Consider the following 17,788-nt stretch of genomic DNA (forward strand, 5'->3'; position numbering starts at 1 on the left):
ATTATACCTGTCAATAACATAAAAAAAAAGAACTAGAATAAAAATACTTTATTCTAGTTCTTTTTAGACTAAAGGTCACTTCCAAAACTTCTGAATTTTTTATATCTTCTATCTAAAAGTTCTTCTATATTAATATCTTTTAAAGCTTCTAATTCATTTATTATACTTTTTTTCAAACTATTAGCTGTACGTGTTTTATTTTTATGAGCTCCACCATTTGGTTCTCTAACTATAAAATCTATAATTTTATAGTTTTTTAAATCTTCAGCTGTAATTTTCATAACTTCTGAAGCCTCTTTTGCCCTATTACTATCCTTCCAAAGTATTGATGCAAACCCTTCTGGTGATAATATAGAGTATATAGAATGTTCAAGCATTCCAACAGAATCACCAACTGCAAGGGCAAGGGCACCACCACTTCCACCTTCTCCAGTTATTATTGATATTATAGGTGTTTTAAGTCTACTCATTTCAAATAAATTATTAGCTATAGCTTCTCCCTGACCTCTTTCTTCTGCTAAAACCCCACAAAACGCACCTGGAGTGTCAATGAGACATATTACCGGTCTTTTGAATTTCTCAGCTTGTTTCATAAGTCTTAAAGCCTTTCTATAACCTTCAGGACTTGGCATACCAAAATTTCTCTTTATATTTTCTTTAGTATTCTCCCCTTTAGTTATAGCAATTACTGTTACAGGCGTACCTAAAAGTTCACCTATACCGCCAATTATAGAAGCATCATCTCCAAATTTTCTATCTCCATGAAATTCAATAAAATTATCAAATATATTTTCTATATAAAACTTAGAAGTAGGTCTATCTTTATGCCTTGCAATAGATACTTTATCCCATGGGCTAATTGCTTTTACAAGTCTTCTATTCATATTATTTCACCTCATGTAATTTAAGTATTTTGTATATATATGTGCGTAAGTCTTTTCTCTCTACTATTTTATCTACAAAACCTTTTTCAAGTAAAAACTCTGCTTTTTGAAATCCTTCAGGTAATGTTTCTTTTATTGTATTTTCAATAACTCTTCTTCCTGCAAATCCTACTAAAGCATCAGGTTCACTTAATATAATATCTCCTTCCATTGCAAAGCTTGCAGTTACTCCTCCTGTTGTTGGATCAGTTAAAACTGTAATATAAAGTAATCCTTCTTCACTATGCTTTGAAAGTGCTAAGCTTATTTTTGCCATTTGCATTAAAGAAAATATTCCTTCTTGCATTCTAGCACCACCTGATGCTGTAAAAATTATTACAGGCAATTTGTTTGCTGTAGCGTATTCAATCATTCTAGTTAACTTTTCTCCAACTACAGTTCCCATACTTCCCATCATAAAAAAGCTATCCATAATACCAACACAAGTATCAATACCATTAACTTTTCCACGACCTGTAATTACAGCCTCAAGACTATCTGTTTTAGCTTCTTCCTTTTTTAATTTCTTCTCATAATCTTTAAAATTAAGTGGATTTTTTGATTTTAATCCTCTGTCAAATTCAACAAAGGAATCTTTATCAAAAAACATATTAACTCTTTCTCTTCCTTTTAATCTAAAATGATTATTGCACTTAGTACAAACATGCTTATTTTCTATTAAATCTTCATAATAAATTATTGAATGGCATTTATCGCATTTAGTCCACATTCCTGATGGAATATTAGGTTTTACATCTGTATCTTTTTTCTTTACTGTACCATAATTATTTTTCTTACTAAATAAATCCTTAAGCATACTTATTCACCATCTTCTCACCTAAAAATGCTGTATCATAATCACCTTTTAAAAATTCTTCTGTTTCTAAAATTGAATATTGGAATTCTATATTTGTTTTAACTCCACCTACTCCAAATTCACTTAAAGCTCTTTTCATTCTAATTATAGCTTCATCTCTATCATTACCATAAGCTATAAGTTTTGCAAGCATTGAGTCATAGCAGTGAGGAATTTTATATCCACAATAGATTGCTGAATCTAGTCTAACGCCAAGTCCACCTGGCATATATAATTCATTAATAATCCCAGGACATGGTCTAAAATCATTTTTAGGGTCTTCTGCATTGATTCTACATTCAATTGCATGGCCTTTTATTTTTATATCTTCTTGTTTATATGATAATTTTTCTCCACTTGCTATTAATAACTGTTCTTTTAATAAATCTACACCTGTTACCATCTCTGTAATTGGATGTTCTACTTGAATTCGCGTATTCATCTCCATAAAATAATAATTATTATCTTTATCTAATAAAAATTCAACAGTTCCTGCATTTTTATAATTACATGCTTTAGCTGCTCTTTTAGAAACTTCACCCATTTCTTTTCTAAGCTTATTACTTAATGCAGATGATGGAGCTTCTTCTAATACCTTTTGGTTTTTTCTTTGCATAGAACATTCTCTTTCACCTAAATGAATTACATTTCCATGTTCATCTGCAAGTACTTGAAATTCAATATGCTTTGGTTTTTCAATAAATTTTTCTATATATAAAGTATCATCACCAAAACATGCTAAAGCTTCTGATTTTGCAGTATTATATCCTTTTTTAAATTCTTCGTCGTCTCTAGCAATTCTAATCCCTTTTCCACCACCACCAGCTGATGCTTTTATCATAACTGGATATCCAATACCTTTAGCTATATTAAGTGCATGTTCTTCATTTTCTATAGTTCCTTCAAATCCTGGAACTACTGGAACATCTGCATTTTTCATAACTTCTCTAGCTTTGCTTTTCTTTCCCATAAGTTCTATAGATTCATAATCTGGACCTATAAATTTTATATTGCACTCTTTGCACATCTTTGCAAACTTTGCATTTTCTGATAAAAATCCAAAGCCAGGATGTATAGCATCTGCACCTGTCAAAACACAAGCACTTAAAATATTTTTAATGTTTAAATAACTATCTTTTGCCATATACGAGCCAATACATACCGCTTCATCTGCAAGTTGAGTATGTAAAGCTTCTTTATCTATATCAGAATATACTGCAACTGTTGAAATACCAAGCTCTTTACAAGCTCTAATAATTCTTACTGCTATTTCTCCCCTATTTGCAATTAATACTTTCTTAAACATATAATTCACCTATCCTATAGCAAACATTATTTCTGCTTCACATACTTTCTTTCCATCTACCTTAGCTATTCCTTTTCCAATTCCAACAGGTCCTCTTAATTTAACAATTTCACAACTCAGTTCTAATCTATCTCCAGGCACAACCTTTTGTCTAAATCTTACTTTATCTGCTCCTGCAAAAAGTGGAATCTTTCCTTTAAATTCTTCTTTTGAAAGTATTGCTATCGCTCCAACTTGTGCAATAGCTTCAAGAATTAAAACTCCTGGCATAACAGGTTCCTTAGGAAAATGTCCATTGAAAAATTCTTCATTTATAGTAACATTTTTATAACCAGTAATGCTCTTTCCTTCTTCCATTTCAGTAACTCTATCAACTAATAAAAATGGATATCTATGAGGTAATATTTCCTTTATTTCTTTAATTCCCATCATATTAATTTCCCTCCTTTATTTTAAATAATGGAGTTCCATACTCAACCATTTCTCCATCTTTAACTAATATATCCACTACTGTTCCATTTACTTCACTTTCAATTTCATTCATGAGCTTCATTGCTTCAATTATACAAAGTACACTTCCAGCATTTACTTTCTCACCTATACTTACGAATGAATCACTATCAGGGGATGGTGCACTATAAAATGTTCCAACCATTGGTGAACTAATAATAGTTACATTTTCTAAGTCTTCTTTTTCTTCTTTTTTGTAGCCTTTGATTTCTTCCCTAGCGTTCTCTTCTTTAACAATTTCTTTTTTAGCTTTTTCTGTAGAAGGTGTTTTTTTAGTGGACTCTTCTTTTATTACTTCTTTATCTTGCACTAAACCTCTAGTTAAAGATTTATCCATTTTTATACGTGAGTCTTCACATTCATATTCAAAATATGCAAGATCTGATGAATTTATAAGCTCTATAAGCTCTTTAATTTCATTAATATTCATTTTAAATCCTCCTATTTTTCATTCCATTTCTTAAATAATAACGTAGCATTATGTCCACCAAATCCTAAAGAATTAGTTAATGCATAATTAACTTCATGATTTCTTCCTACATTCGGTACGTAATCTAAATCACAATCTTCATCTTTATTTCTATATCCAATAGTTGGAGGAATGAAATTATCTCTTAAAGCTTCAATACAAATTATAGCTTCTATTGCACCAGCTGCTCCTAAAAGGTGTCCTGTCATTGATTTAGTTGATGATACTGGAATCTTATATGCATAATCTCCAAAAGTTCTTTTTATAGCTATAGTTTCAAATTTATCATTTAATTTAGTTGATGTTCCATGTGCATTTATATATGAAACTTCTTCTTTATTTATTTTTGCTTCTTCTATAGCTTCAAGCATAGCACGTGATGCACCTTCTCCATCTGGGTCTGGTGATGTTATATGATAAGCATCACAAGTGCTACCATATCCAACTATTTCAGCTAATATATTAGCATTTCTCTTTTTAGCAGATTCTAAACTTTCTAAAACTAATATTCCTGCACCCTCGCCCATTACGAATCCACTTCTTTCACTATCAAAAGGTATTGCTGCAACTTTAGGATCATTGCTTGTATTTAATGCTTTTAAACTATTAAATCCTTCTATTCCAATTTTAGTTATAGGTGCTTCAACACCACCCGCAAGCATTATATCTGCATATCCATGCTTTATTTGTCTAAAAGCTTCTCCTATACCATTTGTTCCTGTAGCACACGCTGTAACTACAGCTGTTGATGGTCCTTTTAAACCATATTTAATTGATATATTACCAGCTGCCATATTACTTATTGCCATTGGTATAAAAAATGGTGATACTCTTTTTGAACCTGTAGCCATCTTTGTTATTTCAGTTTCAATAGTACTAAAACCTCCGATTCCTGAACCTACAAGTACCCCTATTCTATTCTTATCAACATCATCTAAATCTAAACCTGATGATTTAATAGCTTCATCTGCACACGCTAATGCAAATTGTGAAAATCTATCTAATCTCTTACTTTCTTTTTTACCTACAGCTTCTGCTGCATCAAAATTTTTAACTTCTCCTACAACCTTTACGCTAACTTCATCTTTATTAACTAAAGTTACATAATCTATTCCAAGCTTTCCTTCTTTAGCATTATTCCAAAATTCATTAACATTATTTCCAATTGGAGTTAAAGCTCCCATTCCTGTAATTACTACTCTTCTTTCCATAAAAAAATCCTCCGATTACATTACCATTCCGCCATCAACATTTAAAACTTGACCAGTTATATATGAAGCTTCATTTCCAACTAAATAAGCAACAGCTCCTGCAACATCTTCTGGTTTCCCAAGTCTTTTAAGTGGAATACTCTTTTTAGCTTCTTCTTTAAATTTTTCACCTAAAACTTCTGTCATATCAGTATCAATAAATCCTGGTGCTACAGCATTTACAGTTATTCCTCTACTACCAACTTCTTTAGCTAATGATTTAGTCATTCCTATTACACCAGCTTTTGAAGCTGCATAATTTACTTGCCCTGCATTTCCAACTAAACCAACTACTGATGAAATGTTAACTATTTTCCCAAACTTTTGTCTTACCATAACTGGAGTTATTGCCTTTAAGCAGTTAAATACTCCTTTTAAATTAACTTCTATAACTTTATCAAAGTCCTCTTCTTTCATTCTTAATAGAAGAGTGTCTTTCGTTATTCCTGCATTATTTATCATTATATCTACTTTTCCAAACTTCTCTTTTGAAGCTTTAATCATTTCTTCTACTGCATTAAAATCACTTATATCACATTTATATAAAAATACATCTACACCATAACTTAATAGTTCTTCTTTAACTTTTAGTGCTTCTTCATCATTACTTCTATAATTTAAAACAATGTTTGCTCCAAGACTTGCAAGCTTTTTAGCTATTGCTCTTCCAATTCCTCTTGATGCACCTGTAACTATTGCACATTTATCTTTTAACATAAATTCCTCCTATACCTTTATTTTAAATTTGTTATAACTTTATTTAATGATTCCATATCACAAACATTATAAACATTTGCTTTTCTATCTATTTTCTTTATAAATCCACTTAATGTTTTTCCAGGACCTACTTCTATAAAAGTATTAACGCCTCTAGATAACATATCTTTAATTATTTTTTCAAATAATACCGCTGATCTTATATGTTTACTTAATGCTTCTCTTAAATCAGTGCCTTCTTTATAAGGCGCTCCAGTCACATTTGAGTAAACAATTTTATTAGATTCTTTAAATTCTACATCTTTTAATACTTCTAAAAAATCTAAACTAGCTTCTTTTAATAGTGAACTATGGAAAGGACCACTTACATTTAAAGCCACTCCCATTCCACCAAGTTCTTTAGCTATCTTTATACTTTCATCTATTGCTTTATTGTCACCAGATACAACAACTTGACCTGGACAATTATAGTTTGCACCTTCAATTACTCCAAACTTAGATGCTCTTTTAATAAGTTCTCCTAATTTTTCATCATTTAATTTTAATATAGCAGCCATTTTTCCAAGACCTTCTGGAAGAGAGCTTCCCATAATTTTTCCTCTTTCTTTTACAAGTCTTAATCCATCATCAAAATTAAGTGCGCCACCATATATTAAAGCACCATATTCTCCAAGAGAAAGTCCTGATGTATAATCTCCTTCTATACCATTTACTTCTAAAGCTTTTACACAGGCAAGAGAAGTTAATAAAATTGCTGGTTGTGCATTTTCTGTAAGTTTAAGTTCTTCTTCATCACCATTAAATATTAATTCTTTAATGTTCATGTTTAAAACTTCTTCACCTTTATCAAATATTTCTCTGCACTCTTTTATATTTTCGTATAATTCTTTTCCCATTCCTACTTTTTGAGCTCCTTGCCCAGCAAATAGTATGGCAATATTTTTACTACTCATATATTCCTCCTACCTTTTCAATTGCTTCTTTTGCACCATTCATTAAATCTTCTATTATTTCTTTTGAAGTTTCTTCTTTTTTTATAAGACCACTTATTTGACCTGCCATTACTGATCCATTTATAATATCCCCGTCTCTTGCAGCTTTTGCTAAAGTACCAGTACCTAATTCTTCAAGTTCTTCTACTGATGCATTTCCTTTTTCAAGCATTGTAAACTTTCTTGAAAGCTTATTTCTAATTACTCTAACTGGATGTCCTGTGCTTCTTCCTGTTACATCAGTATCTATATCTTTAGCTCCAAGAACTTTATCTTTATAATTTTGATGTACTGTACATTCTTTAGCAACTAAAAATCTTGTTCCAAGTTGAACTCCAGATGCACCAAGCATAAATGATGCTGCAACACCTCTTCCATCACCGATTCCACCTGCTGCAATAACTGGTATGTTAACTCTATCTACTACTTGAGGAATTAATGCCATTGTAGTTAATTGACCAACATGACCTCCTGATTCTGTTCCTTCTGCAATAACTGCATCAGCACCCATTTTTTCAACTCTCTTAGCTAATGCTACTGATGGCACAACAGGTATAACTTTTATACCATGTTCTTTCCACATTTCCATGTACTTTCCTGGGCTTCCTGCACCAGTTGTAACTACAGCTACCTTTTCGTCACAAACTAATTTAGCAACTTCATCTACATGCTCTGACATAAGCATTATATTAACTCCAAAAGGCTTATCAGTTAATTCTTTTGCCTTTCTAATTTCTTCTCTTATCCACTCTACTGGAGCTGTTCCTGTTATAAGTCCAAGTCCACCTGCTTCACTTACAGAGGCAGCTAGTGATGCATCTGCAATCCATGCCATTCCCCCTTGAAATATTGGATATTTAATTCCAAGCATTTCACAAATTTTATTATCCATAAAAAAGCTCCTCCTAAAAATCATAAAAACTTTAAAACCGATTATTATATAAGTAGAATCGGGTTTATCCTTGTAAAATCCCGATTCTTTGTTATCTAGTTTCTTAAATGTGTACTTATTGAGTACTTTAATAATTTTTAATTATTGTTTATTCTTTTCAACATATTCTACTGCATCTTTAATGCTTTTAATGCTTTCTGCATCTTCTAATTGTATTCCAAATTTTTCTTCAATTTCTATTACAACTTGGAAAAGATCTAATGAATCTGCTCCTAACTCTTCAAATGTAGTTTCAAGCTTTACTTCACTTTCATCTACTCCTAATTGTTCACATACTACTTCTCTTATTTGTTCAAATATCATATTTAATACCTCCATGAATTTCAAATTTATTTTTAATTTAAATTACCATTTTATAAGTGTTGCTCCGCAAGTTAATCCTCCACCGAAGCCAACTAAAATGATAATATTTCCTTTTTTTATTTTTCCTTCTTTATATGCTCCATCTAAAGCTATAGGGATACATGCTGATGATGTATTCCCATACTTCTCTAGATTTATATAAAACTTTGATAATGGAATGTTAAGTTTTTTAGCTGCATAATCTATAATTCTTAAATTAGCTTGATGCGGAATTATATAATCTACATCACCTAATGAATATGATGTATCCTTTAATACTTCATATACTGAATTTACCATCGCCTTTGTTGCAAACTTAAATACTTCTCTTCCATTCATACTAACGAATTTATTTCTCTCTTCAATATCACCTAAAAGGAAAGGATTTATAACATCATTTGCATAAGCTTTTAAAGCATCTCCCTTTTCTCCTTCTGATATTGAGTAAGTTTTTATAATTCCCAAATTTTCTTTGTCTTCTTCAGCGCTTAATACTGCAGCTCCTCCACCATCACCAAATAGTACACAAGTACTTCTATCTTTCCAATCGACTATTTTTGAAAGTGTTTCTGCTCCAACTATTAAAGCGTTTTTGTACCTATTAGATCTTAGTAAGCTTTCGCCAACTTCCAATGCATATATAAATCCAGTACATGCTGCATTAATATCAAATGCAGTTGCATTTTTAGCTCCTAGCATCTTCTGAAGATTACATGCAACAGATGGAGTAAATGAATCCGGAGTTATAGTTGCAACTATTATTAAATCTATTTCTTCTTTAGAAATATTTGAATCATTTATAGCTTGCTCTGCTGCTTTAAAAGCTATAGATGATGTATCTTCTCCTTCTGTAATTCTTCTCTCTATAATACCTGTTCTTTCAACAATCCACTCATTGCTAGTATCAACTAAATTACTTAAATCATAATTAGTAACTACTCTACTAGGTACATAAGAGCCTACCCCTTTTATTTTTATATTTTTCATGACTTTCTCCTTAATCACAGTCATACTCCTTCTTAAAGAACATGTTTAGTCTGTCTAATGAAGATATTAGTACCTCTTCCTCTTCTTCTGATAAGCCTTCAATAGTCTTCTTAATCATATCAGAATGGAACTTCTCATGAAGCCTATATGCAAGTTTACCTTTTTTAGTTAACTTAATTAAAACAACTCTTCTATCTTCTTCTATTCTCTTTCTTTCTACATATCCTTTTTTTATTAATTTGTTTATAGCTGTTGTTAAAGTACCTACAGTAATTTTTAAATCTTGCGCAACTTCTGACATTGTTCTTTCTGTGTACATTCCAATAGCTTCTATAGTATGAATCTCAGTAACTGAAAGATCATTTATAACACCTTGTTTAAGTGCACGTTCTTCAATTTGAAGTATGTCATTAAAAATTTCTACTAGTAATTCATTTAATATTTTTTTATTCTTATCCATTAATTAATCCTCCGTTAAATAGCTTATACATATAACTATAAATTCTTTTTCAAAATAAATCAACGGATATCAAACATTTTTTATATCAAATGTTTTGATAATCAAACTATAATATAATCAAACCTTTTTGTCAACAAAATATGGATAAATTTTTATGAAGATTTTAGTAATAATTTATTTACAATTTTGTTTTTAATGTCATTAATATTCACTTATTGTTCCTGTAATCCCTCTTATTATCTCTATTTTCTCAGATTTAAGCTTTTCAATAATTTTATGTCCACTACAATGACAAAGAGAAACTTTTTTAATATTTAATTTTTTTAAATTATCTATTACTTCGTTAATTTCTTTATCTGTTGCATTACTTAAATGAACTCCACCTATTATAATTAGATTATTTTTATTAAACTTATTTTTAATATATTTAGCTATATAGTGTATTTTATTATGTGCACATCCAGTTATTAATATAATACTGTCATTTCTTTCTATAGCAATAACTAATTCTTCTCTAAAATCATCTTTAATTAAAGAGTTATTACATTTTACTGCAAGTACATCTTCATCTTCTAATATATTTCTTTCCTTGACACCATTTAAATTGCTTATTAAATTTATTTTGTCTGTAAGTTTAATACTCTCTTTAACTTCAATAATATCTAAATCTTTTTCTTTTAAATATTCAAGATTAAAATCTATACCAATATACTTTTTATCATTCTCTTTTAAGTGATACTTATCTCCACTCCTAAAAAACTCATTTCCCACTATTATCTTAGGTTTGCATTTTATATTTTCTAAGAATGCTTTAAGTCCTCCTGTATGATCATAATGTCCGTGACTTAGTATTATATAATCTACTTTCTTATTATCTAACCCTAATTTTTTAAAGTTTTCATATGCTTTATAAGACTGTCCTGTATCAAATAATATATTTAATCCATCTATCTCAATAAAATAACATAATCCATGTTCATTATAGAGATTATTCACTTCCATACATTCATTTTCTATAATAGTTGTTATTTTCATATATCCTCCTAGAATAATTAGTTATTTTAATTATATCACTAATAATAATTCATAAAAAAATAGACTAAAATTCCTTAGAAATTTTAGTCTATTTTATATTCTATATTTAATTACTTTTTAATTAATCTGGCATAAGTATAAATCTTAAAATAAATAAGATTGCAAATATATATAAAATCTTATCTACTTCTTTTCCCTTTCCAGTTACTATTTTAACTATAGGATAGAATATCATACCTACTGCTATACCATTTGCAATAGAATATGTAAATGGCATCATTGCAATTGTAAAAAATGCAGGTACTGCTTCTGTGAAATCACTAAAATCAATTTCTGTAACAGCACTCATCATTAATATGCCAACAATTATAAGAGCTGGTGAAGTTGCACTTTGAGGAACTATTCCAACTAGTCCACTAAAGAATAATGAAAGTACTAACATAATACTTACAATTACATTTGAAAGACCTGTTCTTGCTCCTGCTGCAATTCCTGATGCTGATTCAACTGTTGTTGCAAGAGTTGTTGTACCTAATACTGCACCACAAGTTGTCCCAATTGCATCTGAAGCTAATGCTTTTCTTAAATTTCTAACTTCCCCATCTGCTTCAACCATACCTGAACTTTGAGCAGTTCCAAGTAAAGTTCCAATTGTATCAAATAAATCAACTAAACTTAATGTAATTACTACCATAAACACAGTAAGAAGAGCACCTAAAACACTGTCTCCATTACTAGTTAAAAGTCCTTTTAAATCCATTGCAAAGAATGTATTACCTATAGTTGGCATTGAAAATAATTTTATTCCGCTTAAATTAGTAACTCCCATTGGGATACCTATTATTGTTGTAATTATTATTGAAATTAACATTGCGCCTGTAACTTTTCTAGCCATAAGTATAACACCTAAAACTATACCTATTATAGTTAATATAACAGCTTTATCTCTAAAGTCACCAAATGCCACTAAAGTTCCTGGATTTGCAACAATAATTCCACCACTTTTTAATCCAATTAAAGCTATAAAAAGTCCAATCCCTGCTGTTATTGCAAACTTTAAATTTTTAGGAATAGCTTTAACTATTTTTTCTCTAATTGAAGTTAAAGTAATAATTATAAATAAAATACCTGAAATAAATACAGCAGCTAATCCTTGTTGCCATGTAAAGTTAAGTTTTATACATATGTTATATGCAAAAAATGATACTAATCCAAGTCCTGGTGCTAAAACAAATGGTAAGTTAGCATGAAATGCCATTATTAAAGTACCAACAGCAGCTGCTATACAAACTGATGCGAATGCTGATGCTATTATTGGATCTTGAGCCATTGTTATATTTGCTGCAGCATCCCCTTTTATTCCTAATGAATTCATTCCGCCCATCTTAAGTATATTAGGAATAACTAATAGAGCATAAGCAAATGTTACAAACGTTGTAAGTCCCCCTATTATTTCAGTTTTAACATTTGTCTTATTTTCTTTAAGCTTAAATACTTTTTCTAAAAAGTTTTTCATTTGTTTTCCTCCATTATTTAAATTTTAAAATAAAAAAACTAGCAGGTTTTTAGGTAAACCAATGCTAGTTAATAAAATCTTTTGTGTGATTTACCCATAGCGAGAAAATTTATGGTTTTCTCGTAGAAACATCTGAACCTTATTATCAGAAATATATGGACACTATATTTATTTTTACGTAATTATACATCACTATCTATAATATTTCAATGCAGAAAACTACATATATTCCTATATTTTCTACATTAAGAATAATGTAAAGGAAAACACTAAAAATAAAATTGCAGTTATAATTAATGTTATTGGTAATCTAAAAACTTCTACTTTATCATCTACATAAAATTCGTCGCTATTTTTTTCATTGTATATTATAGTAATTTCATCCCCTACTTTTAAGTTATTATATTTTGACCCACTATCGTGAATAAAAACTATTTTTTCATTTTCCTTTGTTTTAAATTCAATAACTTGTTTATATAAAGTTAGAAAGATTACTTGATTAAAATCATCTAATATTGCTTCATCAGACTTTTTAAGTTCTAAAACTGTTCCTTTAACTCTAATCCCATTTTTATAAACATTATTTTTTATGAAGAAAGTAACTATTGCGATTAAAATTAAAGCTAAACCTATAGCTAAGAGTATATATCCTTCCATATAATACCTCCAATATTTTAAATCTTTACTATCCCTTACTTTATTTTATGAGATCGTTTTTCATATTGTGATTATATTAGAAAATATATTTTTTTATCTTAACTATAGTAACTTTTATTATTTATAAAACAATTAAACTTATTAAAACAAAAATACTGCATTTATAAATGCAGTATTTTTATTTTAGTATTCTGAAACTATTTCTCCAAAATAAAGAACATGTTCCTTATTATTTTCACCTTTATAGAATGTATCAGCTAAATCTTTATCAAAATCATTTAAATCCATTTTATTTTTATAAAGTATTTTACATTCATAATATTTATCGCATCCTTCTATAACAGGGGTACTTACAGATTTAGATTTAATAAATTTAATATTAGCCTCTTCTTCTTTATTTATATCTCTTCCTGATTTTGTTCCGCATATTTTTAATGCTTCCTTCATCTTTCCATCGTAAGGAATACTTATAGTAAAGCTTTCGCTATTCTTTAAAAATTCATTTGTATATCTATTAGTTCTAACAAGTGCCATAAACACTGGCTTTCTCCACATAAACCCAATACTTCCCCAACTTATTGTCATAGTATTGCTTTTATTTTCATCTCCAGCTGTTAAAAATGCTCCATTTATATGAAGGTTATCTAATGCACCTTCTAAGTCTTTAGTAAATTTATTTTCCATTTACTCTCCTCCTAAAGTTAGTATTTATATATTTAAATTTTTATAATATTTAACTATTTCACAAAGCTCATCTTTAATATCTTTAAATCTATATGCGCCAAGCTCCATTATATTCATAATATCAATTGTAAGTCCTAAATAATCATTATATGGTGATGATTCATTATTATCTTCCTTCTCATTAATTATTCCTTCTATATGGTATTCCTTTTCGATAATTTTTACAATATCTCTTAAAGAAATTTCTCCAATACATGATGCATTTACAGGTGCATTTATATCTTTATTTAAAAGCCATGCTAAAAAAATACCAGCTTCACTTTGAGTTATTAAGTTCATCTTTTCATCTAATTTTGTTGATGAAATAACTTGTCTATTTCTAATTCTATCTACATATGTTAAAAGTCTTTTTGTGTAGTCATCTTTTCCTATTACAACTGGAAACCTAACTGCAATTACTTTAAAAGTAGCATTTTTATAAAGTGTTGCTTCCATAAGCCTCTTACCTTCTCCATATGAGAATTCTTCTTTTTCACCCATAATAATATTGTATTTATTTGGATTAAAGTCAGTTTCTTTTAAATTATAACCTTTATCATATATAGAAACTGAAGATACTACTATATATTTTTTAGTTTTACCATTTAAAACTTTGCACATTCTAGCTGCATCTTTTGAACTATAACATATAGTATCATATACTACATCATATTCTTTTCCATCTAAAGCTTTAATTAAAGCGTTTTCATCTCTTTTATCAGCACGTATACGTTTAATACTATTTCCAAAATCATCTTTAGCATTACCCCTAGTTAATATAGTTATGTCATGTCCATTAATTATAAGTTCTTTTATAAGTTCTTTTCCAAAAAATCTTGTTCCCCCAAAAACTAATATTTTACTCATCTAGGCATTATCCTTTCAAAATTACTTAAATGTTAAATTGTTATAACCCCTCAAGTTATATAATATCATATTTAGAATTTTTATCCAATATTTATAAAAAAAAATAAAACAACCCATAATTTGAGTTGCTTTATTTTTTATATGCCTATGAACATCTTTGCCATAATTCTAAAAGCTATTAAAAGTGCAATAGGTATTAAAATTACAGCTATTATCATATATCTACTACCTTTTTTATTCATTTCCTTTAAACTTTCGTCATCATCTTCTTTTATATTTCTAAAAGTTTCTAATGCCTTACCAAAGAAAATTATTACAAGTATAATTACAATTATCTCTAAAATACTTAAAGCTACCATAACCAAACTTCCTCCTATATTCCTAATGTATTACTTACATATTAACATATTTTTATAAATATTATAAATTAATATGGTATGTATTTTCTTTAATATAGATTATTTTCTTTAAATGTTTTAGAATATATTATATTAAACTTAAGGTAGGAGGGATTTACTTTGAACATATTATTTTATATAGCTATTGCGCTACCTTTAATATTAGTTATAGGATTAATTGCATATAATGTATCTAAATTAAAGAAATCTCGTGATAATACACTTAAAAGACGAGAAAATTTAAAAAAATAAAGTAAAGCTCTATTAAATGAGTAATAAGTTCATTTAATAGAGCTTTACTTATATTATTTTGCCATTGCTAAAAAGAACATACCTAATGTAAGTAATAAGCTTATTGGAACTAATATAACTGAAGCTATCATATATTTTTTAGCTTTCTTACCTTCAACTTCTAAGTTTCCCTTATTTTCATTAATCTTTTTAAATATACTTGTTGCTTTAAAAAATAATATAAGCATTAAAATTACAATAAAGATATTAACAAAAACTAAATATATCATATTATTTTATGCCTCCTTACTTCTAGCTAATCTTTTTCACATAACTATATTAACATAATTATGCAGAAAACTTATATTAATATAATAGAAATTATTCTAATATAAATACAAATTCCTGATTATTACTTAAATCTTCTCTAAATTTATACCCTTCTTCACTAAATTTTTTTAGTTCATCAGTAGTATTAACTCTATTTTTTATAATATATGTTGCCATAAGCCCTCTAGCCCTCTTTGCATGAACAGTTACTATTTTGTATTTTCCGTTTTTAAGTTCCTTAAATACAGGTGTTATAACTTTTATTTTATCCATATATTTAATCTTTGCTGACTTAGAGTATTCATTAGATGCTAAATTAACTAATATATCACTGTCACTTTCTTTTATATCTTTAATTAGCATATTATTTATTTTATTATCCCAAAATGAATATAAGTTATCATTTTCACCTATATTTAATTTAGTACCCATTTCTAATCTATAACTATGTATTAAGTCTAAAGGTCTTAATACTCCATAAAGACCTGATAATATTCTAAGACTTTTATTTGCATAATCTAAATCTTCTTTAGTATAGCTTTCTATATTTAATCCTCTAAAGGCTTCTCCATTAAATCCTAATATACAAGGAAATGTTTCTATAAAATCTTCACTCCACTTATGGATTTTAAAAAATGTATCATCTCTTAATTTTTCTCCAATTTTCATAATAGATGCTAATTCATCTGGATTTAACTCTTTAAGTCTATTGTTAAGTTCCTTAGCTTCTTTCATAAATCTTGGTTTAGTTGTATCTATATTATAATTTAATTTTTTCTTTTCTATTTTCTTAGCTGGTGATAATATAACTATCATTTATTCTTCCCCCTTTATTTATATTTTTTATTATATCATCTTTGTAAATACATAAAAAATACTATATACTAAAATTAAAATTATTTAAGGAGATTATGTTATGGTAAATTTAAATGATATATTAGGTATAAATTTAAATGAAGTACCTTTAAGTGATATAAATGAAGAAATATTAATTAAACTAAAAGAAGCAAATTTTAATATTCAAAATGATTTTTATTTCTTTTTAATAAATAAGATTAATGAACTAGAAAATGGTGATAGTACGCTATTAGCTCATCTTCATTTTTTAATGTCTTATTTTTTATATATAATCTTTACTCCACTTAATCATGAATCTTTAGCATTCTTTCATGCTAAAAAAGCTAATACTCTAGTAAATTCAATTAAATATAAAGAATGGCTTTTATTCTTTTCATTAAATTCAAATAATCTTTTTAATACATATGATCTTTTAAATCTTTGCGAAGAAGTTTTAGATATTAATCCATCTAGTGAGATAGCAAATATGATTAAGTCTTTATATTAAAAATAAGTGGAGATAAAATACACTCCACTTATTTTTCTTTAAAATTTTTTAAGATTTCTCTTGCAGATCTACCCATTTCAAAAGAAAAATCGCTACCAGTTTTTCTTGCATAATTAAACTGTCCAAAATTTTTTGCTCCATATACATTCTTTAAGCTAAGCTTTTCTTCCTTCTCTTTAAACATTTCTTTTAGTTCCTCTTTTGAAAGTTCTCTATACTTTTCATTGAATACTATATATTCTTTTTTGAATCTTTTATTTATTATTCTATCTCTTCCTTCTTCATACCTACCCATACAAAGCATACATGCTGGATAAACATATTCTTTTAAATTAAACATTTCTTTGTGGATTTCGTAATGTTCTATTATATCCCCAATATAACATGAACCAATTCCAATACTTTCTGCACTTATAACAGCTGTTTGCGCTGCAATTATTGCATCTTGCATAGATAAAAATAAATCTCCTTCATCTGGCTTTCTAAATTTTCTACCAGTATCTTTGCAAAATTCTTTTACATCACATAAGTTATAATAATCTTGCCACCTTGAAAGATCCCCTAAAAAAATTAAAATAACATCTGAATTTTCTATAAATGGCTGATTATCACAAGTTTTAGATAACTTTTTCATTGTTTCTTTATCTTTTATAACTAAAATTGAATATAACATCATATTTCCAGCTGTGGGAGCTCTCATTGCTGAATTTAATATAATATTTAGTTCCTCATCAGTTATACTATTTTTGCTATACTTTCTAAGAGACATTCTATTATTAATTATATTTATAGTATCATTCATTTTTGCCCCTCCCCCTTTACATATAATGGTATATCATCAATATCTTTATGTAAATATTTTACTATAACTTGCTTTAAAATTTTTCTTATATGTAAAAATATATAAACATTTCTATAATTA

The 17,788-nt window shown here is 28.1% G+C and carries 23 protein-coding genes and 1 riboswitch; of the genes, 2 read left to right on the forward strand and 21 right to left on the reverse strand.

The window, feature by feature from the left end; all coding sequences use genetic code 11:
* Window positions 1-68: 68 nt before the first annotated feature.
* From ACZ5TJ_RS08195 to ACZ5TJ_RS08280, 18 genes are all read right to left on the reverse strand, one after another.
* The gene (locus tag ACZ5TJ_RS08195; protein WP_464198659.1) at window positions 69-884 is read right to left on the reverse strand and encodes an acetyl-CoA carboxylase carboxyltransferase subunit alpha; all 816 of its coding nucleotides are present in this window, start codon (window positions 882-884) and stop codon (window positions 69-71) included.
* A 1-nt stretch (window position 885) separates the two neighbouring features.
* Window positions 886-1,740, reverse strand: a complete 855-nt coding sequence (gene accD, locus ACZ5TJ_RS08200) for an acetyl-CoA carboxylase, carboxyltransferase subunit beta (protein ID WP_464198661.1) — start codon at window positions 1,738-1,740, stop codon at window positions 886-888.
* Window positions 1,733-3,085, reverse strand: coding sequence for an acetyl-CoA carboxylase biotin carboxylase subunit (locus ACZ5TJ_RS08205; protein WP_464198663.1), 1,353 nt, complete (start codon window positions 3,083-3,085; stop codon window positions 1,733-1,735). The genes accD and ACZ5TJ_RS08205 overlap by 8 nt, the downstream gene beginning before the upstream one ends.
* A gap of 9 nt (window positions 3,086-3,094) precedes the next feature.
* On the reverse strand, window positions 3,095-3,517 hold the full coding sequence (gene fabZ / locus ACZ5TJ_RS08210) for a 3-hydroxyacyl-ACP dehydratase FabZ (RefSeq protein ID WP_464198665.1): 423 nt from the start codon (window positions 3,515-3,517) through the stop codon (window positions 3,095-3,097).
* Window position 3,518: 1 nt separating this feature from the next.
* Entirely contained in the window at window positions 3,519-4,025 is a 507-nt protein-coding gene (gene accB / locus ACZ5TJ_RS08215; protein WP_464198667.1) for an acetyl-CoA carboxylase biotin carboxyl carrier protein, read from the reverse strand.
* Between the two features lie 11 nt (window positions 4,026-4,036).
* Complete coding sequence (gene fabF / locus ACZ5TJ_RS08220; protein ID WP_464198669.1) at window positions 4,037-5,275, reverse strand: beta-ketoacyl-ACP synthase II; 1,239 nt, start codon at window positions 5,273-5,275, stop codon at window positions 4,037-4,039.
* A gap of 15 nt (window positions 5,276-5,290) precedes the next feature.
* On the reverse strand, window positions 5,291-6,031 hold the full coding sequence (gene fabG, locus ACZ5TJ_RS08225; RefSeq protein ID WP_464198671.1) for a 3-oxoacyl-[acyl-carrier-protein] reductase: 741 nt from the start codon (window positions 6,029-6,031) through the stop codon (window positions 5,291-5,293).
* Between the two features lie 17 nt (window positions 6,032-6,048).
* Window positions 6,049-6,984 (reverse strand): ACP S-malonyltransferase, encoded by a 936-nt coding sequence (fabD, locus tag ACZ5TJ_RS08230; RefSeq protein ID WP_464198673.1) that lies wholly within the window; start codon window positions 6,982-6,984, stop codon window positions 6,049-6,051.
* A complete protein-coding gene (fabK, locus tag ACZ5TJ_RS08235; protein WP_464198675.1) occupies window positions 6,977-7,915 on the reverse strand; it encodes an enoyl-[acyl-carrier-protein] reductase FabK in 939 nt (312 codons plus the stop codon). Before fabK ends, fabD begins: the two co-directional genes overlap by 8 nt.
* Before the next feature lie 141 nt (window positions 7,916-8,056).
* Window positions 8,057-8,278 (reverse strand): acyl carrier protein, encoded by a 222-nt coding sequence (locus ACZ5TJ_RS08240; RefSeq protein ID WP_055206773.1) that lies wholly within the window; start codon window positions 8,276-8,278, stop codon window positions 8,057-8,059.
* Window positions 8,279-8,320: 42 nt separating this feature from the next.
* The gene (locus tag ACZ5TJ_RS08245) at window positions 8,321-9,304 is read right to left on the reverse strand and encodes a beta-ketoacyl-ACP synthase III (RefSeq protein ID WP_464198678.1); all 984 of its coding nucleotides are present in this window, start codon (window positions 9,302-9,304) and stop codon (window positions 8,321-8,323) included.
* A 10-nt stretch (window positions 9,305-9,314) separates the two neighbouring features.
* The gene (locus ACZ5TJ_RS08250; protein WP_055206775.1) at window positions 9,315-9,764 is read right to left on the reverse strand and encodes a MarR family winged helix-turn-helix transcriptional regulator; all 450 of its coding nucleotides are present in this window, start codon (window positions 9,762-9,764) and stop codon (window positions 9,315-9,317) included.
* A 201-nt stretch (window positions 9,765-9,965) separates the two neighbouring features.
* On the reverse strand, window positions 9,966-10,799 hold the full coding sequence (locus ACZ5TJ_RS08255) for an MBL fold metallo-hydrolase (protein ID WP_464198681.1): 834 nt from the start codon (window positions 10,797-10,799) through the stop codon (window positions 9,966-9,968).
* A gap of 121 nt (window positions 10,800-10,920) precedes the next feature.
* Window positions 10,921-12,315, reverse strand: a complete 1,395-nt coding sequence (locus ACZ5TJ_RS08260) for an NCS2 family permease (RefSeq protein WP_464198683.1) — start codon at window positions 12,313-12,315, stop codon at window positions 10,921-10,923.
* Window positions 12,316-12,392: 77 nt separating this feature from the next.
* A riboswitch (purine riboswitch) is annotated at window positions 12,393-12,494 on the reverse strand.
* A 61-nt stretch (window positions 12,495-12,555) separates the two neighbouring features.
* Window positions 12,556-12,972: a DUF3592 domain-containing protein gene (locus ACZ5TJ_RS08265; RefSeq protein ID WP_464198685.1), complete on the reverse strand. Its 417-nt coding sequence runs from the start codon at window positions 12,970-12,972 to the stop codon at window positions 12,556-12,558.
* Between the two features lie 183 nt (window positions 12,973-13,155).
* A complete protein-coding gene (locus tag ACZ5TJ_RS08270) occupies window positions 13,156-13,656 on the reverse strand; it encodes a flavin reductase family protein (RefSeq protein ID WP_464198687.1) in 501 nt (166 codons plus the stop codon).
* A gap of 24 nt (window positions 13,657-13,680) precedes the next feature.
* Window positions 13,681-14,562 carry an NAD-dependent epimerase/dehydratase family protein gene (locus tag ACZ5TJ_RS08275; RefSeq protein WP_464198689.1) on the reverse strand — a complete coding sequence of 294 codons (882 nt, stop codon included), beginning with the start codon at window positions 14,560-14,562 and terminating at the stop codon, window positions 13,681-13,683.
* 137 nt (window positions 14,563-14,699) lie between these two features.
* A complete protein-coding gene (locus ACZ5TJ_RS08280; protein WP_464198691.1) occupies window positions 14,700-14,921 on the reverse strand; it encodes a hypothetical protein in 222 nt (73 codons plus the stop codon).
* 159 nt (window positions 14,922-15,080) lie between these two features.
* Here ACZ5TJ_RS08280 and ACZ5TJ_RS08285 point away from each other — a divergent pair, with 159 nt between their 5' ends.
* Complete coding sequence (locus ACZ5TJ_RS08285) at window positions 15,081-15,212, forward strand: hypothetical protein (protein ID WP_464198693.1); 132 nt, start codon at window positions 15,081-15,083, stop codon at window positions 15,210-15,212.
* A 53-nt stretch (window positions 15,213-15,265) separates the two neighbouring features.
* Here ACZ5TJ_RS08285 and ACZ5TJ_RS08290 read toward each other — a convergent pair whose 3' ends face one another.
* The gene (locus ACZ5TJ_RS08290) at window positions 15,266-15,481 is read right to left on the reverse strand and encodes a hypothetical protein (RefSeq protein ID WP_039315560.1); all 216 of its coding nucleotides are present in this window, start codon (window positions 15,479-15,481) and stop codon (window positions 15,266-15,268) included.
* A gap of 91 nt (window positions 15,482-15,572) precedes the next feature.
* Entirely contained in the window at window positions 15,573-16,337 is a 765-nt protein-coding gene (gene yaaA / locus ACZ5TJ_RS08295; RefSeq protein WP_464198695.1) for a peroxide stress protein YaaA, read from the reverse strand.
* Between the two features lie 100 nt (window positions 16,338-16,437).
* Here yaaA and ACZ5TJ_RS08300 point away from each other — a divergent pair, with 100 nt between their 5' ends.
* The gene (locus ACZ5TJ_RS08300; RefSeq protein WP_464198697.1) at window positions 16,438-16,866 is read left to right on the forward strand and encodes a hypothetical protein; all 429 of its coding nucleotides are present in this window, start codon (window positions 16,438-16,440) and stop codon (window positions 16,864-16,866) included.
* Between the two features lie 28 nt (window positions 16,867-16,894).
* Here ACZ5TJ_RS08300 and ACZ5TJ_RS08305 read toward each other — a convergent pair whose 3' ends face one another.
* The gene (locus ACZ5TJ_RS08305; protein WP_464198699.1) at window positions 16,895-17,668 is read right to left on the reverse strand and encodes a nitroreductase family protein; all 774 of its coding nucleotides are present in this window, start codon (window positions 17,666-17,668) and stop codon (window positions 16,895-16,897) included.
* Window positions 17,669-17,788: the final 120 nt, after the last annotated feature.

It is taken from the genome of Clostridium budayi (assembly GCF_055396605.1).